Annotated in this window: 28 protein-coding genes; 17 read left to right on the forward strand and 11 right to left on the reverse strand. The window is 60.8% G+C overall.

What is annotated here, in order from left to right; translation table 11 throughout:
* Positions 1–85: 85 nt before the first annotated feature.
* Positions 86–277, reverse strand: a complete 192-nt coding sequence (locus V9L13_RS27730; RefSeq protein ID WP_007963291.1) for a DUF1508 domain-containing protein — start codon at positions 275–277, stop codon at positions 86–88.
* Positions 278–552: 275 nt separating this feature from the next.
* Between V9L13_RS27730 and V9L13_RS27735 the strand changes: the two genes are divergently transcribed.
* The 7 genes from V9L13_RS27735 to V9L13_RS27765 all read left to right on the forward strand — a co-directional run bounded on the left by V9L13_RS27735 (position 553) and on the right by V9L13_RS27765 (position 7,506).
* On the forward strand, positions 553–1,518 hold the full coding sequence (locus V9L13_RS27735) for a glycosyltransferase family 2 protein (protein ID WP_338801045.1): 966 nt from the start codon (positions 553–555) through the stop codon (positions 1,516–1,518).
* A gap of 3 nt (positions 1,519–1,521) precedes the next feature.
* The gene (locus V9L13_RS27740) at positions 1,522–2,232 is read left to right on the forward strand and encodes a methyltransferase domain-containing protein (protein ID WP_338801046.1); all 711 of its coding nucleotides are present in this window, start codon (positions 1,522–1,524) and stop codon (positions 2,230–2,232) included.
* Positions 2,229–2,615, forward strand: a complete 387-nt coding sequence (locus V9L13_RS27745) for a GtrA family protein (RefSeq protein WP_338801047.1) — start codon at positions 2,229–2,231, stop codon at positions 2,613–2,615. Before V9L13_RS27740 ends, V9L13_RS27745 begins: the two co-directional genes overlap by 4 nt.
* The gene (locus V9L13_RS27750) at positions 2,612–4,696 is read left to right on the forward strand and encodes a DUF6311 domain-containing protein (RefSeq protein ID WP_338801048.1); all 2,085 of its coding nucleotides are present in this window, start codon (positions 2,612–2,614) and stop codon (positions 4,694–4,696) included. The genes V9L13_RS27745 and V9L13_RS27750 overlap by 4 nt, the downstream gene beginning before the upstream one ends.
* 88 nt (positions 4,697–4,784) lie before the next feature.
* Complete coding sequence (locus tag V9L13_RS27755; protein ID WP_338801049.1) at positions 4,785–5,705, forward strand: LysR substrate-binding domain-containing protein; 921 nt, start codon at positions 4,785–4,787, stop codon at positions 5,703–5,705.
* Positions 5,706–5,878: 173 nt separating this feature from the next.
* A complete protein-coding gene (locus V9L13_RS27760; RefSeq protein ID WP_338801050.1) occupies positions 5,879–7,087 on the forward strand; it encodes a low temperature requirement protein A in 1,209 nt (402 codons plus the stop codon).
* A gap of 53 nt (positions 7,088–7,140) precedes the next feature.
* On the forward strand, positions 7,141–7,506 hold the full coding sequence (locus V9L13_RS27765) for a 5-carboxymethyl-2-hydroxymuconate Delta-isomerase (protein WP_003222593.1): 366 nt from the start codon (positions 7,141–7,143) through the stop codon (positions 7,504–7,506).
* Positions 7,507–7,509: 3 nt separating this feature from the next.
* On the opposite strand, the gene V9L13_RS27770 is transcribed toward V9L13_RS27765, so the two are convergent.
* Together V9L13_RS27770 and V9L13_RS27775 are read right to left on the reverse strand one after the other, a co-directional pair.
* Positions 7,510–8,445 (reverse strand): LysR family transcriptional regulator, encoded by a 936-nt coding sequence (locus V9L13_RS27770; protein WP_338801051.1) that lies wholly within the window; start codon positions 8,443–8,445, stop codon positions 7,510–7,512.
* Between the two features lie 199 nt (positions 8,446–8,644).
* Entirely contained in the window at positions 8,645–9,826 is a 1,182-nt protein-coding gene (locus V9L13_RS27775; RefSeq protein WP_338801052.1) for a cyanate transporter, read from the reverse strand.
* Positions 9,827–10,093: 267 nt separating this feature from the next.
* Here V9L13_RS27775 and rnd point away from each other — a divergent pair, with 267 nt between their 5' ends.
* The 3 genes from rnd to V9L13_RS27790 all read left to right on the forward strand — a co-directional run bounded on the left by rnd (position 10,094) and on the right by V9L13_RS27790 (position 12,568).
* A complete protein-coding gene (rnd, locus tag V9L13_RS27780; RefSeq protein WP_027614515.1) occupies positions 10,094–11,227 on the forward strand; it encodes a ribonuclease D in 1,134 nt (377 codons plus the stop codon).
* On the forward strand, positions 11,224–11,517 hold the full coding sequence (locus V9L13_RS27785; protein ID WP_103520908.1) for a YcgL domain-containing protein: 294 nt from the start codon (positions 11,224–11,226) through the stop codon (positions 11,515–11,517). The genes rnd and V9L13_RS27785 overlap by 4 nt, the downstream gene beginning before the upstream one ends.
* A 118-nt stretch (positions 11,518–11,635) precedes the next feature.
* Positions 11,636–12,568: a D-2-hydroxyacid dehydrogenase gene (locus V9L13_RS27790; protein ID WP_003222601.1), complete on the forward strand. Its 933-nt coding sequence runs from the start codon at positions 11,636–11,638 to the stop codon at positions 12,566–12,568.
* A 124-nt stretch (positions 12,569–12,692) separates the two neighbouring features.
* Here the strand turns inward: V9L13_RS27790 and V9L13_RS27795 are convergent, their stop codons facing one another.
* A complete protein-coding gene (locus tag V9L13_RS27795; RefSeq protein ID WP_338801053.1) occupies positions 12,693–13,286 on the reverse strand; it encodes a nitroreductase family protein in 594 nt (197 codons plus the stop codon).
* A gap of 165 nt (positions 13,287–13,451) precedes the next feature.
* Here V9L13_RS27795 and V9L13_RS27800 point away from each other — a divergent pair, with 165 nt between their 5' ends.
* Together V9L13_RS27800 and V9L13_RS27805 are read left to right on the forward strand one after the other, a co-directional pair.
* Positions 13,452–13,901 carry a YcgN family cysteine cluster protein gene (locus tag V9L13_RS27800; protein WP_103485621.1) on the forward strand — a complete coding sequence of 150 codons (450 nt, stop codon included), beginning with the start codon at positions 13,452–13,454 and terminating at the stop codon, positions 13,899–13,901.
* 35 nt (positions 13,902–13,936) lie between these two features.
* Positions 13,937–15,166, forward strand: coding sequence for a hypothetical protein (locus V9L13_RS27805; protein WP_338801054.1), 1,230 nt, complete (start codon positions 13,937–13,939; stop codon positions 15,164–15,166).
* A gap of 237 nt (positions 15,167–15,403) precedes the next feature.
* Here the strand turns inward: V9L13_RS27805 and V9L13_RS27810 are convergent, their stop codons facing one another.
* The 4 genes from V9L13_RS27810 to V9L13_RS27825 form a co-directional block, all read right to left on the reverse strand.
* Entirely contained in the window at positions 15,404–15,781 is a 378-nt protein-coding gene (locus tag V9L13_RS27810) for a DUF2892 domain-containing protein (RefSeq protein ID WP_003222608.1), read from the reverse strand.
* 82 nt (positions 15,782–15,863) lie between these two features.
* The gene (locus tag V9L13_RS27815; protein WP_007911337.1) at positions 15,864–16,334 is read right to left on the reverse strand and encodes an RNA methyltransferase; all 471 of its coding nucleotides are present in this window, start codon (positions 16,332–16,334) and stop codon (positions 15,864–15,866) included.
* Positions 16,335–16,542: 208 nt separating this feature from the next.
* On the reverse strand, positions 16,543–16,914 hold the full coding sequence (locus V9L13_RS27820) for a YajD family HNH nuclease (protein ID WP_003222612.1): 372 nt from the start codon (positions 16,912–16,914) through the stop codon (positions 16,543–16,545).
* Positions 16,915–16,963: 49 nt separating this feature from the next.
* Positions 16,964–17,650 (reverse strand): spermidine synthase, encoded by a 687-nt coding sequence (locus V9L13_RS27825; RefSeq protein ID WP_003222615.1) that lies wholly within the window; start codon positions 17,648–17,650, stop codon positions 16,964–16,966.
* Between the two features lie 80 nt (positions 17,651–17,730).
* Here V9L13_RS27825 and V9L13_RS27830 point away from each other — a divergent pair, with 80 nt between their 5' ends.
* Positions 17,731–18,015, forward strand: a complete 285-nt coding sequence (locus tag V9L13_RS27830) for a hypothetical protein (RefSeq protein ID WP_003222617.1) — start codon at positions 17,731–17,733, stop codon at positions 18,013–18,015.
* Here the strand turns inward: V9L13_RS27830 and V9L13_RS27835 are convergent.
* Positions 18,012–18,485 (reverse strand): cyclic nucleotide-binding domain-containing protein, encoded by a 474-nt coding sequence (locus tag V9L13_RS27835; protein WP_103484422.1) that lies wholly within the window; start codon positions 18,483–18,485, stop codon positions 18,012–18,014. The two genes, V9L13_RS27830 and V9L13_RS27835, sit on opposite strands and share 4 nt — an antisense overlap.
* A 274-nt stretch (positions 18,486–18,759) precedes the next feature.
* Positions 18,760–20,814 (reverse strand): S9 family peptidase, encoded by a 2,055-nt coding sequence (locus V9L13_RS27840; RefSeq protein WP_338801055.1) that lies wholly within the window; start codon positions 20,812–20,814, stop codon positions 18,760–18,762.
* Positions 20,815–21,050: 236 nt separating this feature from the next.
* Between V9L13_RS27840 and V9L13_RS27845 the strand changes: the two genes are divergently transcribed.
* Genes V9L13_RS27845 through V9L13_RS27855 form a run of 3 tightly spaced genes read left to right on the forward strand, consistent with a single transcriptional unit; the run spans position 21,051 to position 22,898 of the window.
* A complete protein-coding gene (locus tag V9L13_RS27845) occupies positions 21,051–21,548 on the forward strand; it encodes a hypothetical protein (protein ID WP_007969598.1) in 498 nt (165 codons plus the stop codon).
* A 16-nt stretch (positions 21,549–21,564) separates the two neighbouring features.
* On the forward strand, positions 21,565–22,341 hold the full coding sequence (locus V9L13_RS27850; RefSeq protein ID WP_025110635.1) for a class II glutamine amidotransferase: 777 nt from the start codon (positions 21,565–21,567) through the stop codon (positions 22,339–22,341).
* Positions 22,342–22,355: 14 nt separating this feature from the next.
* Entirely contained in the window at positions 22,356–22,898 is a 543-nt protein-coding gene (locus V9L13_RS27855; RefSeq protein ID WP_003222626.1) for a DUF2937 family protein, read from the forward strand.
* A 148-nt stretch (positions 22,899–23,046) separates the two neighbouring features.
* Here V9L13_RS27855 and V9L13_RS27860 read toward each other — a convergent pair whose 3' ends face one another.
* Complete coding sequence (locus tag V9L13_RS27860; RefSeq protein WP_338801056.1) at positions 23,047–23,961, reverse strand: LysR family transcriptional regulator; 915 nt, start codon at positions 23,959–23,961, stop codon at positions 23,047–23,049.
* 158 nt (positions 23,962–24,119) lie between these two features.
* Between V9L13_RS27860 and V9L13_RS27865 the strand changes: the two genes are divergently transcribed.
* Positions 24,120–25,406 carry an MFS transporter gene (locus V9L13_RS27865; protein ID WP_003222629.1) on the forward strand — a complete coding sequence of 429 codons (1,287 nt, stop codon included), beginning with the start codon at positions 24,120–24,122 and terminating at the stop codon, positions 25,404–25,406.
* The last annotated feature ends 30 nt before the right edge of the window (positions 25,407–25,436 follow it).

The following is a 25,436-nucleotide window of genomic DNA, read 5'->3' on the forward strand; positions in this document are numbered from 1 at the left end:
CCCATACGCTGAAGAGCGTAGGGGCGCAAAAGTGCTTTGCCAGTGATTCAGGCGAAAAAGGAAGAGGCTGTAGGACGCGGCGCGATCAGATCTCCTTCACCGGCGTCTCCCCCTGCACGCCCTTGATCAATTCGATCACATGTAAACAATCGGCCTTGTTCACATACGACTCGCCACTGGCGATCGTCTCGTGGTTGCCCGCCCGCAGCCTCCAGCGCCATTGGCCTTTGCCGGTGCTCGGGGTGCCTCTGGATTGGCGGTAGATCTCGAAATACATTCAGTTCGCTCCTTGCGATGGTGTTTGCGACAACCTGTGTGGCGCATCGTCGCAAGCCTAGCGGAGCGAGTTTTTTTCGCTATCGGGCATTTGTTTCCAATCGTTGGCAGATGTTTCTGAAGAGTGCGGACTAGAGCGCACGCATCGGCGTCTGGATTGGCCAAAATGTCGCCAATTCCACCTTGCAAGGCTATCGGCGCTACTGCTTAATACGGGACGGCTCATGGCGTCGAAAATCTTCGACGACCGACAATCACTATAAAAAGAGCACTCCATTGACTGAGCACGGAACGCCACAGGCCACACGGGTCAGGTTATCGCTGGTTGTCCCCGTTTTTAACGAGGAGGACAGTCTCAACGCGTTCATCCTGCGCATTGACGAAGTGTTTCAGCATCAGCCGTCGATCGAGCTGGAGCTGGTGTTCGTCAATGACGGCAGCACTGATGCCACACTTGAGCGGTTGTTGGACCGTCAGCAGCACGACGCGCGTCTGCGGATCGTCGATCTGAGCCGCAATTTCGGCAAGGAGGCGGCGTTGTCCGCTGGTCTGCAGATTGCCTCCGGGCAGATTGTCGTCCCCATTGATGCGGATCTGCAGGATCCACCCGAAGTCATCTTGCAAATGATCGAGCGCTGGCGCGAAGGCTACGAAGTGGTGCTTGGCCACCGCATCAGCCGCCGCAGTGATACCTGGGCCAAGCAGACTTCGGCGCACTGGTTCTATCGCCTGCACAACAAGATCGCCGAGCAACCGCTGCCGGAAAACGTCGGTGATTTCCGCCTGATGGATCGTTGCGTGGTCGATGCCTTGCTGACCTTGCCCGAGTCCCGGCGCTTCATGAAAGGTCTGTTCGCCTGGGTCGGGTTTCGCACCACCCACGTTGATTACGAGCGTCCCGAGCGTGTGGCGGGGCAGAGCAAGTTCAACGGCTGGCGGCTGTGGAATTTCGCGCTGGAAGGTATCACCAGTTTCAGCACCGAGCCGCTGCGAATCTGGACTTACATCGGCGCGCTGGTCTCGCTGGTGTCCTTTGCCTTTGCCATTTTTATCGTGGTGCGCACGCTGATCCACGGCGTCGACATGCCCGGTTATGCCTCGCTCATGGTGGCGGTGACGTTCCTCGGTGGCCTGCAACTGATCGGCATCGGCGTGCTCGGCGAGTACCTGGGCCGCACTTATATCGAATCCAAACGCCGGCCGGTTTTTCTGGTGCGTCGCGTCTACGACCCCAAGGACTGAAACATGGATCTCAAGGAAACCGACATTCTTGGCGACAGCATCGGCGAGCATTGGTATTACTGCTCCAAGGCGGCGGCGACTCGTCGTCTGCTCGGTGATGCACCGATCACACGGATTCTCGACGTGGGTGCCGGCTCGGGGTTTTTCTCGCACCATTTATTGACCCAAACCGCGGCGCAGGAGGCGTGGTGCGTCGATATCAGCTATCCCGCCGATTCCGATGCGACCACTGCCGGCAAACCGGTGCATTACCGCCGCGATATCGACGCCATCGACGCAGATCTGGTGCTGCTCATGGACGTACTGGAGCATGTCGACGATGACCTCGGTCTGCTCAAGGCTTACGTTGACAAGGTACCGTCCGGCAGCCGTTTCCTGATGACCGTGCCGGCGTTTCAGTTTCTGTGGAGCGGTCACGACGACTTCCTCGAGCACAAGCGCCGCTACACCCTGGCGCAGTTTGAAACTCTGGCCCGCGACGCCGGTTTGACGGTGCAGCGCGGTGCCTACTTTTTCGGTGCGGTGTTTCCGATCGCGGCGGCGTTGCGTCTGCTGCCCAAAGGACCGCAGGCCGCAGCGCCGCAGTCGCAGCTCAAGCGCCATCATCCGCTGGTCAATGGCGTGCTCAAGACCCTGTGCAGCCTTGAACTGCCGCTGATGGGCAGCAATCGTCTGGCCGGTCTGAGCGTGTTTGTGCTGGCGCGTAAACCGTGACCTCAAGCGACAAGAAAGCGCTGATTCAGCGCGGTCTGCGCTTTGCCATGACCGGTCTGTTCGTCACCGCGCTGCATGCGCTGGTGGCGGTGCTGTTCATCAATTTCGTTGCGCCCCAACCGCCGCTGGCCAACGGTGTGGCGTTTGCCGTGGCGACGGTGGTGTCCTATGTGATCAACACCACCTGGAGTTTTTCGGCCCGTTTGCATGGCAAAACCCTGCTGCGCTTCATGCTGGTTTCCGGCGGTGGGTTCTTGCTGGCGATGTTCGTCGCGTGGGCCGCGCAGATTGCCGGGCTTCATTACTTGCTGGGCATCGGCGCCGTAGCGTTGATCATTCCGGCATTCACCTTCGTGCTGCATAACTTCTGGACGTATCGATGAGGGATCTGAATAAACATCCGGCCCTCGCGCTGTTGCCGCTGCTGCTGGGCGCATTAGCGTTTTTCCTGGTGATCGGCCCGCGTGCCCTCGATCCGCAAAACATTGCCTGGCTCCGGGACGGTGATCCGGCGACGCATTACCTGGGCTGGGTTTTCTTTCGCCACTCACCCTGGACCTTTCCTCTCGGGCTGAACCCGTCCTATGGGATGGAACTGGGCAGCGCGATCATTTTTTCCGACTCCAATCCGCTGCTGGCGCTGTTGTTCAAACCGTTCAATGGCTGGTTGCCGGAGACGTTCCAGTATTTCGGTTTATGGCTGCTGGCGTGTTTCATTCTGCAGGCCTGGTTTGCCTGGAAGCTGCTCGGCTTGATCACCGACAACCCCCTATTGCGCCTGCTCGGCGCCGGGCTCCTGGTGTTTTCGCCGCCGATGTTTCTGCGTACCGGTGGACATCTTTCGCTGGTCGGGCACTTCCTGATTCTCGCGGCGCTGTATCTGGCACTTCACCCGGCACTTGAGCGCCGACGTTTGACGTGGGGGGCATTGCTCGCCGTGACGGCATTGGTTCACGCGTACCTGTTGGGCATGGTGGCGCTGATCTGGGTCGCGGATCTGTTGGGCAAGTTGTGGGCTGGCAAGCTGACTCGCCGTCAGATCCTTATCGAGCTGGGCGGCTTGTTCGCGCTGGTGAGCCTGTGCTGCTGGCAGGCGGGTTATTTCAGTATTACCGATGGTGCGGCGGGCGGCGGTTTCGGCTTTTATCGAATGAACCTGCTGTCGCTGGTAGACGCAGACGGTTGGTCGTTTGTCTTGCCAGGTATTCCCAAGGGGGCAGGCGATTACGAAGGTTTCAACTACCTGGGTCTAGGTGTTTTGTTGCTTCTGCCGCTGGCCGCTATCGGCTGGTACAGAAGCGGCATCTCGCTGAAGACATTGTTGTGCAGTCGACCTTTATTGCTGTTGGCGTTCATCGGATTGACGCTGTTCGCGCTGTCGAACCAGATCGGTTTCGGCCTGCAGACGTTCGGCTATCCGCTGCCAAAATTCGTGCTGCGTGCAGCGAGTATTTTTCGCGCTTCGGGCCGGATGTTCTGGCCGGTGTTCTATGCCATCGTGATTCTGCTCACCTACCTGGTGGTGCGCGGGTATCGGCCGCGTATCGCCATGGGGCTGCTGGCGCTGGCGCTGGTGGTGCAAGTCGTCGATACCCGGATTGCATGGGCTGGTTTGCGAGCGGCGAAAATGCTGCCCGAAGCTTCGGTTTGGGTCAGCCCGATGCATGATCCGTTCTGGGCCAGTGCAGCGGCGCACTACAAGAGCATCCGTGCCGTGACGCCGAAAAATCAGCCTGATCAGTGGCAGGCGATTGCCGATTTTGCCGGCACTCATGGGTTGAAAACCGACGCGGCTTACCTGGGGCGTACGAGCCCCAAGGCGCTGGACAAACTGTTGCGCACAACGCAAAGCCAAGTCGCCAGCGGCCAGTACGACAGCGATTCGCTGTACATCCTCGATGACGACGCGCTGGAGCTGGCGGTCAAGAGCATTCACAGCGACACCGATCTGTTGACCCGGGTCGACGACTTTGTCGTGCTGGCCCCGGGCTGGAAACACTGTAATGACTGTCTGGCGATGGTCGATCAGGGGCGAGCGCTGTCGTCGATACCCTTGAGCCAGCCGGGACTGGTCCAGACGTTCAACCGCAGCACCCGGCAACTGGTCAAAGGCTGGTCCACGCCGGAAGCCTGGGGTACCTGGAGTGATGGACAGGATGCAGAATTGCGACTGCGCGTCGCTCCCGGATCGCATGCGCTGGTGATTGATGCCCTGGCCTTTGCCATGCCGCCGAACCTCAGTCAGCGGGTGATCGTCAGCATCAATGGCGTAGAGGCGTTGTCGACGCGGCTGACTCAGGTGCAGGGCAATCGGCTGGAAATACCGCTCAGCGCAGCGCAGGTGGCCGAGGAATATCTGAATGTCCAATTGCATCTGCCCGATGCGATCAGCCCGAAAAAACTCGGGTTCAATGACGATGCGCGAGTCATGGGGCTGGGGTTGAAAACCCTGACGGTTCAGTGAAATTGTCGAACAAACCGCCAATCGTCTGATAGACGTCAGTCCCAAGGACTTCATACACTGCCGACAGTCTGGGGAGCGGGGGCAATGGATGAATCGAAATGAATTACGCAAGGCCGACATCAACCTGATGGTGGTGTTCGAGACCTTGATGCTCGAACGCAACGTGACCCGGGCGGCGGAAAAGCTGTTTCTCGGCCAGCCGACCATCAGTTCGGCGCTCAATCGCTTGCGCGCGATGTTCAATGATCCGCTGTTCATTCGCGTCGGCCATCGCATGGAGCCGACTGCCCGAGCCGAGGAACTGTTCAAATACCTGTCGCCGGCCCTCGACTCACTGTCTGTGGCCCTGAGCCTGACCCACGACTTCGACCCGGCCGTGAGCAACATGACGTTCCGGATCGGCCTGTCCGATGACGTCGAGTTCGGTCTGTTGCCTCCGTTGTTGCGGTCGCTGCGCCAAGAGGCTCCCAGCGTGGTATTCGTGGTGCAGCACGTCGATTACTGGCGCATCCCCGACCTGCTGGCCGCCGGCGACATCACCGTCGGCATCAGCCAGACCCGGGGTTTGCCGGCCAATGCCAAGCGCAAACTGCTGCGGCATATCCAGCCGAGCATCCTGCGCGCCGATGCCTCGGATTCGCCGCTGACCCTCGACGAATACTGTTCACGTCCGCACGTGCTGGTGTCGCACACGGCCAACATCAGCGGCTATGCCGATGAATGGCTCGCGGAAATCGGCCGCACTCGGCATGTGGTGTTGTCGGTGCCGCAATACAGCGCGCTGCCGGCGTTGCTGGCCGGTACTGATCTGATCGCCAGCCTGCCGGACTACACCGCCGAAGCCATGGCCGCCTCCGGGCTGCTGTTCAAGGAACCGTTCCCGTTCAAAACGCCGATGCTGGATCTGTCGATGGTCTGGCTCAGCCACGTCGACAGCGATCCGGCCGAGCGCTGGCTGCGTTCGCGGCTTGAGGCGTTCATGAGTGAACGGCCACTGACCGCGCCCTGACCCCCACACAAATCTTTTGTAGGAGTGAGCCTGCTCGCGATGAGGGTGTGTCAGTCACATCAATGTTGTCTGACACAGCGCTTTCGCGAGCAGGCTCACTCCTACAAGGGTTTGCGTTCGTCAGGTCCGCCTGCTTTGCTCAATGACAATGACCCCGGCTGGAGACCAGTCCGATGAGCATTTCCCGTTCGTTGCTGCGTGGGCGCGGCAGTCTCGACAGTGGCAAGGTCGGCATGGTCGAGCTGTTTTTCGATCTGGTGTTTGTGTTTGCCGTGACTCAGCTCTCGCATTCGCTGCTCGCGCATTTGTCGATCCTGGGCGCGGTGCAGGTGGCGCTGTTGATGGTCGCGGTGTGGTGGGTGTGGATTTTTACTTCGTGGATCACTAACTGGCTCGACCCGGAAAAACTGCCGATCCGTCTCGGCCTGTTCGGGCTGATGATCGCCGGTCTGTTGCTGTCGTCCTCGATCCCCAAGGCTTTCACCGAGCGCGGACTGATGTTTGCCTCGGCGTTCGTGTTCATGCAGGTCGGGCGCACGCTGTTTGCGATCTGGGCGGTGCGTGGCGAGTCGCTGAGCATGACCCGCAACTTCCAGCGGATACTGGCGTGGTTGATGCTTTCCGGAGTGTTCTGGATCGCCGGAGCCTTTCTCGACGGACAGCAGCGTCTACTGTGCTGGACGCTGGCGCTGTTGATCGAACTGATCTCGCCTTCGCTGTATTTCTGGGTGCCGGGACTGGGGCGGTCGTCGTTGAGCGACTGGAACGTCGAAGGCAACCACATGGCCGAGCGTTGCGCACTGTTCGTGATCATCGCCCTGGGCGAGTCGTTGCTAGTCACCGGTGCGACTTTTGCCGAACTGACGCTGAGCCTCACCGGGGTCATCGCGTTTCTGGTGGCGGTACTGGGCAGCATCGGCATGTGGTGGGTGTACTTCGACAGCGGCGCCGAGCGCGCCCATCACCGTATCGCGCATTCGAGCGACCCGGGGCGCCAGGCGCGCATCGCCTACACCTACCTGCATGTGCTGATTGTTGCCGGGGTGATTGTCAGTGCGGTGGCCGACGAACTGGTGCTGGTGCATCCGGATCACGCCAGTGACGCCGGGATCCTGGTGATCGTGGGCGGGCCTTGGCTGTTTCTGTTGGGCAATGCGCTGTTCAAGTGGGTCATGTCCGACCGGCCGCTGCCGCCCTTGTCGCATGTGGCGGGGCTGGTGTTGCTCGCGCTGGCACTGCCGCTGGCGTTGAACCAGTGGGTTTCGGCGTTGATGCTCGGGGCGTTGACCACGGCGATCGTGGTGCTCGTTGCGCTGTGGGAAAGCCTGGCATTGCGTCAGCCACCGGCCTCGATAACCGCCGAAAAAGCCGCAGGAGAGTAGGGCTGTGCTGTGGTATACGTACGATCTTTCTGCCGACTGACTGGAGCACTTGAATGCCACACCTGCATTTGGAATACACCGCCAATCTGCCGCAACTCAATGCCGACGTGGCGTTGATCCGGCTCAACAATACGCTGGTGGGTTCTGGTCAGTTCGCAGCGGAATTCGACATCAAGAGTCGTGCAGTCAAGGTCGAAACCTTCAAGGTCGGCACCGGCATGGGAGAGCGCGCCTTCGTTCATGTGAAGCTGGCGCTGCTCAGCGGTCGTTCGCCACAGATCAAGAAGCAGCTCTCGGAGAGCCTGCTGGCGGTGTTGCAGGATCTGTGCGAGTGGCCGGCCGGAGTCGAAGTGCAGTTGTGCGTGGAGTTGCTCGATATCGACCGCGATTCCTACACCAAGACCGCCATCGGCGTGTAGGACTCAGGCTGCTTCCAGCTCACTGCAGACCTTGATCACCTGCTCGCGCAGCCAGACGTTGGCGCTGTCTTGATCAGCGTTCTGGCTCCACTGCATGTCGAGGGTGAACCCCGGCAGGCCGTTCGGCGCCTCGCAGTGATTGAATATCGTCTCTTTGGTCAGTAGGCGCTGGATGCGTCGGGGCAAGGTGAGAATGAAGTCGGTGCCGGTGATCATCTTCAATGCCGCGCTGTAGCTGTTGGAGCGCGCGACGATCTGCCGCTTTTGCGCCTGACGCGCCAGCCAGCCGTCGACCATGTTGGTGGTGGAGGTCCACGGTGTCGGGAACACGTGCCGCCGTTCGGTGAAGGCCTGCAGACTCAGCCGCGGTTCCAGCGGCGTGGCGCGTTTGTCGAAGACACAGACCAGATCATCTTCCAGCAGCATTCGCGACTTGAGGTCGGTGTGGCTGCGGTGGAAGTTGGGACCGAAACAGATCACCAGATCGAGGCTGCCGTCGCGCAATTCGTCGGCAGGCACGTCGGTCTCGAACTTGTGCATGTTGACCACTACCGGCAAATCGTCGAAGTCGAAACGCTTCAACAGGCGCGGCAACACCAGTTGCTCAAAGTATTCCGGGGCACAGATATTGAAGGTCACCGCTTGCCGGGTCGGATCGAAGGCCGGGGCGCCGGCGTGGCACAGGTTGATGCTTTCGAGGATTTTCTGCACATGGCCGTACATGGTGCCGGCCTTGTAGGTGGGACGCATGCCCGTGCGGGTGTTGATGAACAACTCATCTTCGAAACTGGTGCGCAATTTTTTCAGGCAGTAGCTGACAGTGGACTGGCTGACGCACAGCGTCTCCGAGACATCCGTGACGCTGCTTTGCTCATACACGGCGATAAACACCATGAGATCCTGCATGTCGAGCTTTCGAAGCAAGTTACTGTTCAGCATCCGTTCCGTCTCGCTGTGCTCCTTGCGCTGAATCCGCGCAAACGTGTGCGCATGATCGTAGCGGAACGATGGTGCCAGGACAAAGCCCTGTAGGACGTTTCAATGTCGCCAGTGGGACAGAAACTTTTAGCAACACGACGTCGGCAAATAAACCGTAAAAAGATGGCAACAAGCCTCTAGCCCGGCGATGGTATTTGGTTCAGCGGATGTGTCGGGCGTAGTGCCGAGGGTCAAAGCGCAGGACTATCAGCAACATCACCACCATCACTGCAGTCAGCGACCACCAGGCCCATTCGAAGCTGCCGAGCTGGTCGCGGATCATTCCGGCCAGCAGCGGCGAAAGCCCGGCGATCAAGTAGCCGATGCCTTGCACGAACGCGGTCAGGCTGCCGGCACGCTGCGGGTGGTCGAGGTGATCGAGCGAGACGATCAGGCTCATCGGGAACAAGCCGCCAATTCCCAGCCCCAACAGGCACGGCCACAGCAGGCTGAGGTGTTGCGGGCTGAGGATCAATCCGCAGAACCCGCCGATGATCAGCAGCAGCAACCCTGCCAGAACTGCCCGTCGATCACGGCTGCGGTTAGCGATGGCCGGCGTCACCAGCCCGGAAATTACCTCCATGGCCGTCAGAAAACCCAACAGCAAACCGGCGTGCTGTTCGCTCCAGCCTTGTTCCACGTAGTACGGCGCCAGCCAGGCGAGTACGCAGGTGTAGGACGCCGTGCCGAGGCCGAAGAAGATGGCGAGCAGCCAGGCGCGGGAATTACGCGTGAAGGATTGTTTTCCTACAGGGGTGTTCTGGATGGATGACGGGGGCGACTGTGTCCACCAGACCAGCAACGCGAGCAAGGCCAGTCCTGCCCAGATCGCCAGGCCGATGCGCCAGCTGCCGGTCTGCACCAGCACCAGTGGCGAAAATGAGGCGGCCAGCGCGGCGCCGCCCATGATCGACGTGACATACAGGCCCATGCACAGCGCCACGTTATCGGGGAAACGTGATTTGATCAGCGCGGGCATCAATGCCTGAATCAGGGCGATACCCATCCCGGCCAGCACCGCGCTGCCAATCAACTGCGGTGCCGAATCGAGCACCAGTCGCGACAGTGTCGCCAGGCCGATAATCCACAGCGACAGGATCACCGTGCGTTGCTCGCCCAGCCGGCGGCTGATGCCGATGCTGAAAAACATCGCCAGCCCCATCGCCATCACCGGCAGCATGGTCAGCAGCGAAGCGACGCTGAAGCTCAGCGGGATATCGCCGCGAATCGCCGACAGCAACGGTCCGACGGCGGCCATGGAGGGGCGCAGATTGAGCGCGACGAGCATGATGCCGATCATCAGCCAGACAGCGGGGCGGGAGGTAGCGCGGACGTTTTCCATCGGTAGACTCTGGATTGCGGAGGCTATCGATTAGGCCGCGGCCACGCGGTGCGGACAAATCAGATTTCCCGAGTGTTATTTAAAAACTAAATACCGCTCTCCTGGTAACGCGTCATGGATCATTACGCTCGGATTAATCTTGCGAACCTCGCTGTAAGACTATTCTTTCTGTCTGGCAGGACATTTCGTTACAGCTCTGGCCCAGCGCAGGCGCGTAAAACGCCGGCGGCGATATATACTGCGCGCCATTCTTCAAGGGAGAGCCGTGTGGCCATCGATATTCACTGGATTCGCGACAACGAAAGCCTCGCGCAGTTTTGCGCCGAGTGGCAGCAGCTGCCGTTCGTTGCCCTCGACACCGAATTCATGCGGGTCGACACCTTCTACCCGATTGCCGGTTTGTTGCAGGTCGGCGACGGCAAACGCGCCTACCTGATCGATCCGCTGACCATCGACGCCTGGCAACCGCTGGCGGCGTTGCTGGAAAATCCGGCGGTGCTCAAAGTCCTGCACGCCTGCAGCGAAGACCTCGAAGTGCTGTTGCGCCTGACCGGCAGCCTGCCGGCGCCGCTTTTCGACACACAATTGGCAGCGGCCTACCTGAACCTCGGGTTCTCGATGGGCTATTCGCGACTTGTGCAGGAAGTGCTGGGCATTGAGTTGCCGAAGGGTGAAACCCGGTCCGACTGGTTGCAGCGTCCACTTTCCGACACACAAATCAGCTATGCCGCCGAAGATGCGGTGCATTTGGCGGAAGTTTTCGTACAGCTGCGACCGAAACTGTCCGACGACAAATTCGCCTGGGTGCTGGAGGACGGCGCCGAACTGGTGGCCAACCTGCGCCGCGAGACCGACCCGTACGAGGTCTATCGCGAAGCCAAACTGGCGTGGAAACTGTCCCGTGCGCAACTGGCGGTGCTGCGTGAACTGTGCGCCTGGCGTGAAAAAGAAGCGCGTGCCCGTGATCTGCCGCGCAACCGCATCGTCCGTGAGCACTCGCTGTGGCCGCTGGCCCGCACGCAACCGGACAACCTCGCCGCGCTGGGCAAGATCGAAGACATGCACCCGCGTACCGTGCGTCAGGATGGCCAATTTCTGCTTGATCTGATCAAGCGCTCTGGCAGTGTGGGGCCTGATCAATGGCCGCCGGCGGTGCCGGAGCCATTGCCGGTCGAAGCGGCGGCGCTGATCAAGCAACTGCGCGCCCTCGGCCAGGTCGAAGCTGAGCGTCTGGGTATCGCACCGGAACTGATGCTGCGCAAGAAAACCCTCGAAGCGCTGGTCAAAAGCGGCTTCCCCGAGGGCCCTTATCAATTGCCTGAGTCGCTGCGTGGCTGGCGCCGCGAACTCATGGGCCAGAAGCTGCTGGACAGCCTGGCCACCGCCGGAGAACAGCCTTGAAACGTATTTGCTCCATTTACCAAAGCTCGAAGAAACCCGGGATGTATCTTTACGTGCTCAAGAGCGATGCTCTGGAGCGCGTGCCCGAAGCGCTGATGGCGGCCTTCGGCAAGGCGAAGCATTCCTTTGACCTGGTGCTGACCCCTGAGCGCACACTGGCGCGCGAGGACATCACCGTGGTCCTGGAAAACCTCGAAAAGCAGGGCTATCACCTGCAAATGCCACCGGCCGAGGACGAGTACATTGAACACCTGCCCGAAGAGTTGCTGCGACGCAACGACCCGGTCTGATCTGCGAGGCCCTGTTCTGGGTCTCTTGCCACCCTGGAACTGATTTTACGGCGACGACCGCCACGAAGGAGCACGGCTCTTTCGGCGGTTGCCTGCACGGTTTGCGAAAGGTTTGAAGATGCGCGTTCTGATTGCTGAACACGACCACGCGGTGTACGCCCGGCTGCTGCGTCAGGCGGCCCCCGAACTTGAAGTACTGACCAGTGGCGACTCTGCCGAACTGGCCCGTCAGGCTGCCGATTGCCCGGTGTGGCTGGGGCAGCCTGATCTGCTGGCGACCCTGCTGCGTCAGGGCCACCAGCCGCAATGGCTGCAATCGACCTGGGCCGGCATCACGCCGCTGCTCGCCGACGGCTTGCGCCGCGATTACCGCCTGACCCGTGCGGTGGGGATCTTCGGTCAGGTGATGGCCGAATACGTGCTGACCTACATGCTCGGTCACGAGCGGGAAGTGCTGGCGCGCCTGGTCAGCCAGGTCGAGCGCAAGTGGGACAATCGCACCGGCCAGAGCCTGGTCGGGCGCAAGGTGCTGATCGTCGGCACCGGCGATATCGGCCAGAGCGTGGCGCAGTTCCTGCTGCCGTTTGGCGTCGAGCTGTACGGCATCGCCAGCAGCGCGCGCGAGCAGGCGCCGTTTGTCGAGGTCGGCTCGATGGCGGATCTGCCACGGCTGGTGGGCGCGGTCGATTACGTGGTCAACCTGCTGCCGAACACCGAGCACACCCACGACATTTACGACGCGGCGCTGTTCAAGCAATTCAAACCGACCGGGCTGTTCATCAACGTCGGACGCGGCGTGGCAGTAGTTGACGCGGATCTGGTGGAAGCCTTGAAGGAAGGGCATCTGGCGGGCGCGGTGATCGACGTCTGCCGTCAGGAGCCGTTGCCACAACGCCATCCGTTCTGGACCGCCTGGGGCTTGTTGCTCACCGGGCACAGCTCGGCACCGACGTCGCCGGCGTTGATGGTGCAATTGTTCGTCGAGAATCTGAAGGCGTATCAAGCGGGTGAAGCGTTGCGCGGGGAAGTGGATTTCAACCGCGGATATTAAATCCACCGCGATACCTGTAGGAGTGAGCCTGCTCGCGATGAGGGTGTGTCAGTCGACATTGATGTTGTCTGACACTACGCCATCGCGAGCAGGCTCACTCCTACAGTGGTTTTTGCATGGTGGCTTACAGGGTGAAGTTGCCTTCAGCCACCAACTCGCTCAGCGGACGACGCGGGCTCGGCGTTTCACGGGCCTGCAGGTACTCGGCCAGGGTTGCCTTGTCGCCCAGCTTGCCGACAGCGACCGCCGCGTGCAGCGCATAACCTTCCGGAATATTCAGCTCTTTGCGGGTCAGCTCCTGATCGAAACCGGCCATGCCGTGGGTGTGCCAGCCGCTGATGCTCGCCTGTAGCGCCAGGTGGCCCCAGGCCGAACCGGTGTCGAAGGTGTGCCACAGCGCCGGGGTTTCTTCGCTGGCGCCGGGGGCGGTGAAGGTGGTTTTCGAAATCACGATCACCAGTGCCGAAGCGTGCTGCGCCCAGCTGCGGTTGAATTCATTGAGCAGACCCAGGAAGCGCTCCCAGTTCGGCGTATCACGACGCGCATACAGAAAGCGCCACGGCTGCGAGTTGTAGGCCGAAGGTGCCCAGCGTGCAGCTTCGAAGAAGCTCAGCAGGGTTTCTTCCGTGATCGCTTCACCGGTGAAGGCGCGGGGCGACCAGCGCTCGGTGAACTGCGGGTGAATGGCGTAATCGGCAACGCGAGGGTTGGCACTCATCGAAAGATTCCTTGCTGTGTTTGCGTCATGAATTCGTGGCAAAACCCTACTGGGCGGCGATTCGCCTGACAAGCGCGATTTACCGACAGTCGCCAGCGCTTGGCCCGCAAGGCCTTGGGCACTAGACTGGCGGCCTTTTCACCACCTGATGTTGATGCTTGAGCCATGGCCGCCAAAGTCGAACCGTTCTGGAAACGCAAAACCCTCGAGCAACTGGATCACGAGGAATGGGAATCGCTGTGCGACGGCTGCGGTCTGTGCTGCCTGCAGAAACTCGAGGATGAAGAAGACAACAGCGTCTATTACACACGCATCGCCTGCAAACTGCTGGACCTGAAGACCTGCCAGTGCAGCGACTACCCGAATCGCATCCAGTTTGTCCCGGACTGTATCCAGCTCACTCCGGGCCAGGCCGAAGAATTCAAATGGCTACCGCCGACCTGCGGTTATCGTCTGGTCAGTGAAGGCAAGGATCTGCCGCTGTGGCACCACCTGGTGTGCGGCGATCGTGACGCCGTGCACCACGAACGGATTTCCCAGTCCGGGCGCATGCTCGCCGAAGGCAGCGTGCCGGAGGATGACTGGGAAGATCATCTGATTTTCCGCGCCGGGTAAGTACCAAGGGTTCCAGGATTCAACAAGGAGTGTGTATGGCTGGGGGATTGCTGCGGGCATCGTTGATCGGCCTGCTGGCGCTAAGCGCGCCAGTGTGGGCGGCGAAGAAAGTCGATCTGGATTACCACGTGCGCCTGTTGCCGCAAAGCGATCAGGCCGAAGTGCGCCTGACCCTGGCCAAAGGCGAAGCGGTGCGCAGTCTCGATTTCGACCTCGGCGACGGCAGCCACTACAGCGACTTCAAGGCCGACGGCCAGTGGCAGTTGACACCGGGCAAACAGGCACGTGGCCTGTGGCGTCCGAGCGGCGACAAGGCCAGCCTGACCTACCGCGTCACCGTCAGCCACGGCCGCAAGAACGGCAGCTTCGACACGCGCATGACCCCGACCTGGGCGCTGCTGCGCGGTGATGATCTGGTGCCGGCGGCCAGGCTCGATCAGCAGGATGGCGTCGAGCTGGTGTCACGCCTGCAATTCGAATTGCCCAACGGCTGGAAAAGTGTCGAAACCGCTTGGCCGCGCATCGGCAAGAACACATTCCGCATCGACAATCCCTCACGGCTGTTCGACCGCCCGACCGGCTGGATGCTCGCCGGTCACCTCGGCAGCCGCCGCACGCGCCTGGGCGAAACTGAAGTCACCGTAGCCTCACCGCAAGGGCAAGGGATGCGCCGCATGGATGTGCTGACGCTGCTGACGTTCATCTGGCCGCAGGTGCAGGCCGTGTATCCACGGCATCCGAGCAAGCTGTTGATCGTCGGCGCCAACGACCCGATGTGGCGCGGCAGTCTGGGCGCACATGAATCGATCTACTTGAACACGCACTTGCCGCTGGTCAGCGAGAGTGGCAGCAGTGCGCTGGTGCGTGAGCTGGCGCAGGTGTTCGGCCGGATCAACGACGAGCATCGCAGCGACTGGATCAGCGAAGGGTTTGCCGAGTATTACGCGATCGAACTGGTACGCCGTGCCGGTGGCATGAGCGATGAGCGCTATCAGGCGTTACAGGCGAAATTGATTAGGGAAAGTCAGAAAGTCACGACCTTGCGCGGCGAACAGATCAGCCCGGCGCAAGTTGCCAAAGCGGTGGTTGTGCTGCAGGAGCTCGATCGCGAGATTCGCTTGAAGACGCGTAACAAGCGTTCGCTGGATGATGTGTTGCGCGGGACGATGCATCTCGGGACGGTGGACACCAAGGCGTTTGTGCAACTGGCCGAGGGTGTTCTGGGCGAATCCTCGAAAGTTCTCGATAGCGCATTGCTTCAGTAATACCGCCTTCGCGAGCAAGCCCGCTCCCACATTTGATCGCATTCCAGCTGACGGAACCCGGTTCAATGTGGGAGCGGGCTTGCTCGCGAAGAGGCCAGAAGCCTCAACGAAAATCTCGAATCAAACCCCGGCTTTTGGTGATTTCACCGATGATCGCATTCCAACTGACGGAACCCGGTTCAATGTGGGAGCGGGCTTGCTCGCGAAGAGGCCAGAAGTCTCAACGAAGATCTCGAATCAAACCCCGGCTTTCGGCGACTTCACCGAGTCATTGCCAGTCACCGTGGCTGTGCTGGTCGCTGCTTCGGCATTGGCCTTGAGTTTGCTCAATTCTTCCCCGGCCCGTTCGATCTTCGCCCGGACGTTGTTCATGTCCTCGCGGCTTTTTTCCAGCAGGCTTTTCATCGAGCTGTGCCCGGTGATGCCACGAGCCATCGCCACGCCGCCAATCGCCACCTGAATCAGACCGAACACGCCGCCACGGCGCAGGCCCTTGCCGACCATGATCACGCCACCGGCCAGCGAGCCGATGCGCTCCCAGCCCTGCACGTTCTGCTCGGTCGGGCTCTGGAACGGGGTGGAATCGATACGTTGGACGCGTTTGAGTTCGGTCATGATCTGTCTCCCAGGCAATGTGCAATAGATAGATAAGCTGACTGCCGCAGCGGCCGGCTCGTTCCATCGGATGTGCGACGTTTCAGCGGAATTTCGGACCGGAGCGAGTATTCAGGCCCTTGGCCATGCGGTCGTAGAGCACGACGTTGACCGTCGCCGCCAGGTTCATGCAGCCGGTGGTCGGGATGTACACGACGTCTTCGCACCAGTCGCGGATCTCTTTATCCAGCGAGCCGTCTTCGGGGCCGAAGATGTACAGCGCGCGATCCGGGTGGGTGTATTCCGGCAGCGGGCGGGCGCCCTCGACCAGTTCCACGGCGACCGGGACGCAGTTGAGCGGGAGGATCTTCTTCAGATCATCGATGCCGATCAGCGGAATGTCGTAGTGCACGCGCTTGGTATCGGTGACGAAATCGGCGGCGCGTTCATAACGCTTGCCGGTGTAAAACACCGACGCCACGCCGTAACAGCCTGCGGCGCGCATCACCGAACCGACGTTCTCCGGTGATTTGGGGTTGTACAAACCAATGCAGCTGTAACGTTTGTCTGCCACGAGCGGGGTGCCTTCGGGAAAAAGAGGGCGATTATACGGGGATTGGGGGAGGGCGGGCAGATTCGAGATCTGTGGTGTCTGGTCTGGCCTCATCGCTGGCAAGCCAGCTCCCACAGGTATCTCAGGTGTTCACAAAATTTGTGAGCGACCAAAATCATTGTGGGAGCGGGCTTGCTCGCGAAAGGGCCAGGTCAGGCGCTGAAGTTCTTCAGTCTTCTTTCTTCATCAGCCCGGCGAGGGCAGCAAACGGGTTATGCGTGGCCTTGGCGATTTTCGGCGTGCTCAGCGAGCCGTCGCCGAAATATTGCTGGTCGGTGTAGCGCGAGTGTTCGTTGTCGTGGCAATACAGGCACAACAGTTCCCAGTTCGAGCCATCCTGCGGGTTGTTGTCGTGGTTGTGATCGCGGTGATGCACGGTCAGTTCGCTCAGACGCTTGCCGGAAAACTCACGGGCGCAGCGGCCACACACGTGCGGGTACATTTTCAGGGCCTTGTCGCGGTAGCCCATTTCCTTGTCGCGCTGGTTATCGGCAAGGATGCGATCGAGCTTCGACGTGTTGGTCGGGGTGGACGAACTCATGGGTTCACCTTTGTAAAAAGACTAATGACGGTTATGTGCAGAGTTTAGCTCAGCCCTTGAGCTTCTCGGCAATCCAGATCGTGTGGCGGGTGCCCTTGTTGCCATGGGCGAAGACCTGCACTTCCTCGGCCTTGAAACCGGCCTTCTTCAATTTGTCGGAAAACTGCCGGTCGGCGCTGGCCGACCACACCGCCAGCACACCCTTGGGCCGCAGGGCTTTGGCGCAGGCGTTCAGGCCGGCGGCCGAGTACAGCCAGCTGTTGGCTTTCTGCGTCAGGCCTTCGGGGCCGTTGTCGACGTCGAGCATGATCGCGTCGAAGCCGTTCGGCTCGCTTTGCAACACTTTGGCCACGTCGTCCTGACGGATCACTGTGCGCGGATCGAGCAACGGTCGCCCGGACTTTTCACCGAGCGGCCCACGGTTCCACTCGACCACGCCGGGCACCAGTTCGGCGACCACCACTTCGGCACCCTTGCCCAGATGTTTGAGCGCCGAGGCAAGGGTGAAACCCATGCCCAAACCGCCGATCAACACCCGCGAATTCGGCCGGCCGGCGACCTTGCGGCAAGGGATCTCGGCCAGTGCATCTTCCGAACCGTGCATGCGCGTGTTCATCAATTGCCCGCCGTCGCCGCCCTGGATCTTGATGACGAAATCCTCGCCATACTCGAACAGGCACAGGGCACCGCCGTTATCTGGGATCGGCGTGGTGTCGAGCAGAACGAAACGTTTCATGGAAATCTCTACAAAGGGGAAGGCAAGCAGGCCCGTTGGGAGTAGCCTGAGCGCAGACTAAAGGCCAAACGGAGCCCTTGATGAAGCGCACCATTCTAACGGTCATTGCCCTGGCCGCGCTCTCGATTACTGCAGTGCAGGCGCAGCAGACCATTCCGGTCAGCCCGACGCCGCAACCCGGCTCACCCGGCACCGCCACGCCGACGCCGTATCCGCAAATCACCCCGATCAGCGCACCGAAGGCCGGTGCCGGCAGTGGCAGCCCGCCGCTGGTGCCGATCGAAATGCCTAGCCCGCCGAGCAAGGATCAACCGGTGCCGGGCATCGAACCGAGCGGCACCAAGGTCAAATCCCCGGGCGGTTAAATCTGTTGCGCCGCGAGTTGGCCGTCAGCCATGCGCAGGCGTTTGGAGAGGGACACGGCAAGGGCACGGATGATCTTGGCGGCGATCTTCGGTGCGTCGTTGAGCATCTTTTCCAGCGAATCCTTGCCCAGATTGAGCAACTGACAGTTGCTCGCGGCGACGCAGGTCGCCGAACGGCGCTCGCCATCCAGCACGGCCATTTCCCCGAACGCCCGACCGCTGCGCAGGGTGGCCATGGTGATGACCTGGCCGTCGGGGCCAGTCTTCTGCACGGCGACCTGACCGGTGTGGAGGATGCACATGAAACTGCCGGCATCGCCCTCACGGAAAATCGCTTCGCCCTCCGCCACGGTGCTGATGCTGAAGTAGCCCGAGGCTGCGGCAAAGTCCGCCAGTTGCAATTGATCGAACAGGCCACAGTCCATCAGCCAGTCGCGAATTTCGTTGTTCAGCAGGGTGGGTTCTGACATGTCATTGCGGTCTTTATTGTTTTCACATTTTCAAGGCACTACACGGACCCTTGTAGGAGTGAGCCTGTGGTGAGGGGATTTATCCCCGATCGGCTGCGCAGCAGCCGCAAATCCGCCAATGCGATCTGTCTGAAAGAATCGCATTGCAGATTCAGGGCGGCTTCGCCACCCATCGGGGATAAATCCCCTCACCACAAAGGCTCACTCCTACAGGATCTGTGGTGTATCGGCCCCCTGGGTCTGGAGTTAAGACCCAAGTGACCGACGGAGTTCCTCAGGCCAGGCCCAAAACCTTGAACACAAATGCATATTCGAGCGCTACGTCACGTAATCCCTGATAACGCCCGCTCATTCCGCCATGCCCGGCACCGAGTTCGGTCTTGAGCAGCAGCAGATTGTCGTCGGTCTTGGTCGCGCGCAATTTCGCCACCCATTTGGCCGCTTCCCAGTACTGCACGCGACTGTCGTTGTAGCCGGCGATCACCAGGGTTGCCGGATAATTCTGCGCGGTGACGTTTTCGTACGGCGCGTAGGCCTTGATCCGCTCGTAGACGTCCGGCTCTTCGGGGTTGCCCCATTCGTCGTATTCGGTGACGGTCAGCGGCAAGTCCGGGTCGAGCATGGTGTTGAGCACGTCGACGAACGGCACTTCGGCAATCGCCACGCCGAACAGGTCTGGACGCTGGTTCAGCACCGCGCCAATCAACAAGCCGCCAGCGCTGCCGCCGCTGATCGCCAGTTTTTCAGCGGTGGTGATGCCGTTGAGGATCAGGAATTCGGCGCAGGCAATGAAGTCGCTGAAGGTGTTGTGCTTGTTTTCCTGCTTGCCGGCGCGATACCAGGCTTCGCCCAGCTCACCGCCGCCACGCACATGGGCGATGGCGAAAGCCATGCCGCGGTCCAGCAGGCTGAGGCGTGCGTGGGAGAACCACGGATCGAGGCTGGAACCGTAGGCGCCATAACCGTACAGATACAGCGGCACCGGTTTGCCGACCATCTCGCGTTTCATCACCAGACTGATCGGCACCTGCGTGCCGTCCGGCGCGGTGGCCCACAGGCGTTGGCTGACGTAGGCGTCGGCATCGAACGGGCCGAGCACCGGGGTTTCTTTCAGGACGGTTTGCTCGCCGCTGGCCAGCAGCAACTGCCGAACCTGCGCCGGACGGTTCAACGCCTCGTAACGCAGACGAATGCGGTCGCTCTCGAACTCCAGACTGTTCTGCACATAGAGGCTGTAGGCCGCGTCCGGCAGTTGTACGCGATACGGCGTCTGGCCTTGCGGGTGAACTTCGATGATCGGCAAACCGCCTTCGCGCAGGCTCAGGGTCATGGCCGCGGTGTTCAGCGTCACGCCGTCGAGCATCACCGTATCGCTGTGCGGGATCAGGTTCTGCCAGTCGGCTTCGCTCGGTACCGCACCAGTGTCCGGCGCCTGATACAGGGCGAAGTTGATGCCATCGCGGTTGGTGCGGATGAACCAGGTCCACGCGCCTTCAAGCACACCGTGGTCGACGTCGTATTCATGATCCTCGACCCGTGGTGCCAGGCAGGTGAAGGGCAGATGTGGCTGATGCGCATCCAGTGCCCAGACTTCGCTGGTGGTCTTGCTGCCCAGGGTCAGCAGCAATTGCTGCTCGGAACTGGAGCGGTAGCAATGCAGGAAGAAGCGCCCGTCCGGTTCATGGAAAACCTCTTCGGCGGCCGTGCCGTCGAGGCGATAGCGATACAGTTTGTGTGGGCGATGAGTGTCGTCGAGCACGCCAAAGAACAGCGTCAGGCTGTCGTTGGCCCAGGTCATGCTGCCGTCGCAGTCTTCGAATTCCAGCTCGCTGACCTTGTCGTTGGCCAGTTCCTTGACGAACAGTGTGTAGATCTCGTCGCCCGAGGCATCGACGCTGTAGGCCAGGCGCTGGTGATCCGGGCTGATGCTGAACGCACCGAGCGAGAAGAAACCGCCATTGGCCAGCACGTTCGGGTCGAGCAGCAGTTGTTCGCGGCTTTCATCGAGGGTCAGGCTGTCGTCAGCCGGACGCGGGCAACGGTAATGCCGAGCGTACTCGTCACCCGCGGTGGTGCGGGTGTAATACAGATACGGCCCCCAGGGCGAAGGCAGGGACAGGTCGGTCTCGAGGATCCGGCCCTTGATCTCTTCGAACAGGCTTTCGCGCAGGCCGGCCTGATCGGCGGTCTGTGCTTCCTGATAGGCGTTTTCAGCCTTGAGGTAGTCGAGCACCGCGTCGGTGTCGCGTTCCTGCAGCCAGGCATACGGGTCGGCACCGGCAGCCTTGTGGGCGATCGGGGCGCGGAGGACGTGGGCGGATTCGGGCATGGAAGGCTCTCGGACATTTACGGAATAAGGGTTTTCGCAGCTCTTGAAACCATCGCACTTCCCTGTGGGAGCGAGCTTGCTCGCGAAGGCGTCTTGTCAGATGACATTTGTTTCACTGACCCAACGCTTTCGCGAGCAAGCTCGCTCCCACAGGGTTTGCTGTTGGCCGTCTGGCATTGGGACAAGCCTGACGGGCGAAAAGTCGTTACTATAAGCGCCTCTTTGCCTGCCTTGCCATGGACACCATGACCGAGAACGACTATCTGATCGCCTGGGGCCTCTACGCCTTTGCCGCTGTGGGCTGCCTGTTGGTATGGATGCGCCTGACCCGCTGGATGTGGCGCTGGCTGCGCGAGCCGCTGCGGGTGCTGATGGCGGTGTTGCTGTTCAGCCCGACCATCATTGACCCGGTGAAAGCCAAGGTCGCACCGTCGATCGCCATTACCGCGCTGGACCTGGCCTTCAAGGTCGGCAACAACGCCTGGCGGGCGATTTCCGACCTGTTCATGTACGGCATGATTGCGTTCGGCATCTACCTGATCTTCGTGTTGATCCGCTTCCCGATCGAACGCGCTTCCCGCGCCCGACGCGAGCAGGCCGAAGCCGCCAAGGCCGCGGCCCGTGCCGATGATCGCGACGACGATCAGCCGTTCGGCGGTGCCGGAGACGACCGTTACGGTCGCCCGCCGTTGCCGAACAATCCGCAACGCATGCGCGTCGAGCCGCGTCTGTAATCACGAGAGTCAGCACATGTGTGAACTACTGGGCATGAGTGCCAACGTGCCGACCGATATCGTGTTCAGCTTCACCGGCCTGATGCAGCGCGGCGGACGTACCGGCCCGCACCGCGACGGCTGGGGCATCGCTTTCTACGAAGGTCGCGGTTTGCGCCTGTTTCAGGACCCGGCCGCCAGCAGCGAATCGGAAGTCGCCAACCTGGTACAGCGCTATCCGATCAAGAGCGAAGTGGTCATCGGCCATATCCGCCAGGCCAACGTCGGCAAGGTCTGCCTGTCCAACACCCACCCGTTCGTCCGCGAACTGTGGGGGCGTAACTGGTGCTTCGCGCACAACGGCCAGCTCGCCGACTTCACCCCGATCAAGAGTTTCTACCGCCCGGTGGGCGACACCGACAGCGAAGCGGCCTTCTGCGATTTGCTCAACCGCGTGCGTGCCGCATTCCCGGAACCGGTCGATATAGAAGTGCTGCTGCCGGATCTGGTCGCCGCCTGCGCCGAATACCGCAGCAAAGGCGTGTTCAACTGCCTGCTCAGCGATGGCGACTGGCTGTTCTGCTATTGCTCGACCAAACTGGCACAGATCACCCGGCGCGCACCGTTCGGTCCGGCGCGACTCAAGGATGTCGATGTGATCGTCGATTTCCAGGCAGAAACCACGCCCAACGATGTGGTCACGGTGATCGCCACCGAGCCTTTGACCGAAAACGAAACCTGGACCCGTTACGAACCGGGCCAATGGAGCCTGTGGCGACGCGGCGAATGCGTCAGCCAGGGCACGACCGAATAAAGGATCTCTCCTCGATGTTGCTCAGTTATCTACGGCTGGTGTTGTTTGCGGCGGGCCTGTTGATCGGTGTCCAGGTGCCGGGGTTCATCAACGATTACGCCAAACGTGTCGAAGCCCATCTGATCGAAGCGCAGACCGGTTTGCGCGGTTTCCAGGGCACCGCCGAGCAGTTCTTCAAGGGCGACTTGCAGGCGCTGGTTGCACATTACCGCGCCAGTGACGATCCGGTGTTTCGCAGCGATGCCGACAGCCTGAGCACTTTGCTCGACCGGCAGTTGGCGCTGGATAAACAGTTCCAGGCGATGCAGGGCCCGTGGTACATCCGCTTCCTGCAAGTGGTGCTGGCCGCCGACCCGGACATTCGCAAGGAAACCTGGAACGGCTACAGCTACCAGATCCTGCTGACTCCGGAAGCGATGATCTGGGGCATGAGCGGCGCGTTGTTGCTGTCGTTCGGCATTGAGTGCCTGATTCGTCTGATTGACTGGGTGGTGCTCGGTGGCCGGCGTTTGCGCCAGAGCCGGCCGATTGAAGACCGGGATGTGCGTGGTCTTTAAATCTTGCAAAGCTCTCTCTGTGGCGAGGGGATTTATCCCCGATGGGGCGCGAAGCGGCCCTCAACGGTGTGTCAGATCAACCTGATTGCTCAGGTTTCAGGACTGCTGCGCAGCCCATCGGGGATAAATCCCCTCACCACAGGTGTGATTACTGAGTGAGGGTGATGTACTTTTCACCGACCTTGCGCGCATACCCCTCCAGCACCTGCTGACACAACGTCACCATCTCCTCGACCCACTCCACGCCCACTCGCCACGACACCACCACTTGCAGATTCGGTGGTCGCTGGTCGATGTCGAGCAAGGTCAATTCACCCCGCGCCAGTTCCTCGGCCACCAGCACCGGCGGCAGTACGCCAATACCAAAACCATCGCGCAACAGCCGGGTAATCGCCGACACCGAATTCACGCAATTCAGGCGCGGCGCCAGCACACCGTTGGTCTGCATCAATGCCAGCAGATCCTGATGCGGTCGGGAGTTCTTCGAGTAGGTGATGATCCGTTCCTGCGCCAGTTCGCCGAGGTCGGCATAGTCACGGTTGTAGATTGAATTGCTCGCAACGATCCAGCCCAGCGGATGGCTGGCCAGCTCCAGACTGCGCACGCTTTCGTGACGCACCAGATCGGTTTGCAGAACGATGTCGAGAAAGCCTTTTTGCAGCTGATCGCAGAGGTTCAGCGAGGTATCCGCCACCAGCTCGATTTCCACCCGTGGATACAAATCGGTCATCTGCGCCACCAACGGGCTGAGCCAGGTGTGGATCACCGTGTCCATCACGCCGATGCGCACCCGGCCGACCTTGCTCGAGCGGGTCTCGATCGATTGCTTCAGGGCTGACATCGTATCGAGCATCTGCTCGGCATAATCCAGCACTTTCAGGCCTTCGGGTGTCAGGCTGACGCCGCGTGAATCACGCAGAAACAGCTTCACCCCCAGTTCGCCTTCGAGCACCGCGATGCGGCTGGAAATCGACGCCTGGGTGGTGAACAGCTTGTCGGCGGTCAGGCGAAAACTCTTCAGCCGGGCGACCCAGACAAAGGTCTCGAGAAACTTCAGGTTCATGGCAACGGCTCGGGTGACAAATTTTTCTTATGCCTAAGGCGGGTTTTTATTCGTTGGACGCAGCAGGGCGGCGCGCCCAAAAATCGGCGCATCCGGTTCCCACGATAGGCGTCGTCGGAACTTCGAACAAGACCAATAAAAGCCTGCGGAGACTTGCCATGCGTGCGCCCGACACCCTCGACCTCCCCAAGAGCACGGCCCGCCCCGGACCGTTCGACTGGTATCGCAATATCAATCAGCAGGAACGTCGCACCTTCTGGAGCTGCAAGATCGGCTATGGCCTGGATGGCATGGACACGCAAATGCTCAGCTTCGTGGTGCCGACCCTGATTGCCATGTGGGGTATCACCACCGGGCAGGCCGGGCTGATTCACACCAGCACCCTGATCGCCTCGGCCATTGGCGGCTGGGTCGCGGGGATTCTCTCCGACCGTATTGGCCGCGTGCGCACCCTGCAACTGACGGTGCTGTGGTTCGCCTTTTTCACGTTCCTTTGCGGTTTTGCGCAGAACTACGAACAGCTGCTGATCGCCCGCACCCTGATGGGCTTCGGTTTCGGCGGCGAATGGACCGCCGGCGCGGTGCTGATCGGTGAAGTGATCCGCGCCAAGGATCGCGGCAAAGCGGTGGGCATGGTGCAATCCGGCTGGGCGCTGGGGTGGGGGCTGACGGCGATTCTGTATGCACTGCTGTTCTCGGTGTTGCCGCCGGAAGATGCCTGGCGTGCGCTGTTCATCCTCGGCATTGTCCCGGCCATTTTCGTGATCTTCGTGCGGCGTCTGGTGAAGGACCCGGAGATCTATCGCGAAGCCAAGGCTGCGCAAACTCCGCAGAACCCGGCAAAGTTCTACGAGATCTTCGCCCCCGGCATGCTGTTCACCACGTTCCGTGCGTCGCTGCTGACCACCGGTGCACTCGGCGGTTATTACGCGATCACCTCGTGGCTGCCGACTTTTCTCAAGAATGAACGCGGCTTGAGTGTGCTCGGCACTGGCGGGTATCTGGCCATGGTGATCGTCGGGTCCTACGTCGGCTATGTGATCAGCGCTTATCTGACCGATCTGCTCGGGCGTAAAAAGAACTTCATCCTGTTCGCGGTCGGCTCGTTCACCATCGTTCTGCTGTACACGCAAATGCCGGTGAGCAACGGGGTGATGCTGTGGCTGGGCTTTCCGCTGGGCTTCTTCGCCTCGGGGATTTTCAGTGGCATGGGCGCGTTTCTCACCGAGCTGTTTCCGACGCGGATTCGCGGTTCGGGGCAGGGCTTCTGCTACAACATCGGCCGGGCGCTGGCGGCTTTGTTTCCGCTGCTGATCGGCCTGCTCAGCCAGACAGTGCCGTTGAGTGTGGGTATCGGCGCGTTCGCGGCGGTGTCCTACGGCGTGGTGATTCTCGCGGCGTTGAGCCTGCCGGAAACCCGTGGCAAGCAACTGGATGCGCAGTAACTGATAACCTGCTGAGCAAGCGTCCTACAG

It is taken from the genome of Pseudomonas sp. RSB 5.4, from assembly GCF_037126175.1.
Lineage (GTDB): Bacteria > Pseudomonadota > Gammaproteobacteria > Pseudomonadales > Pseudomonadaceae > Aquipseudomonas > Aquipseudomonas fluorescens_H.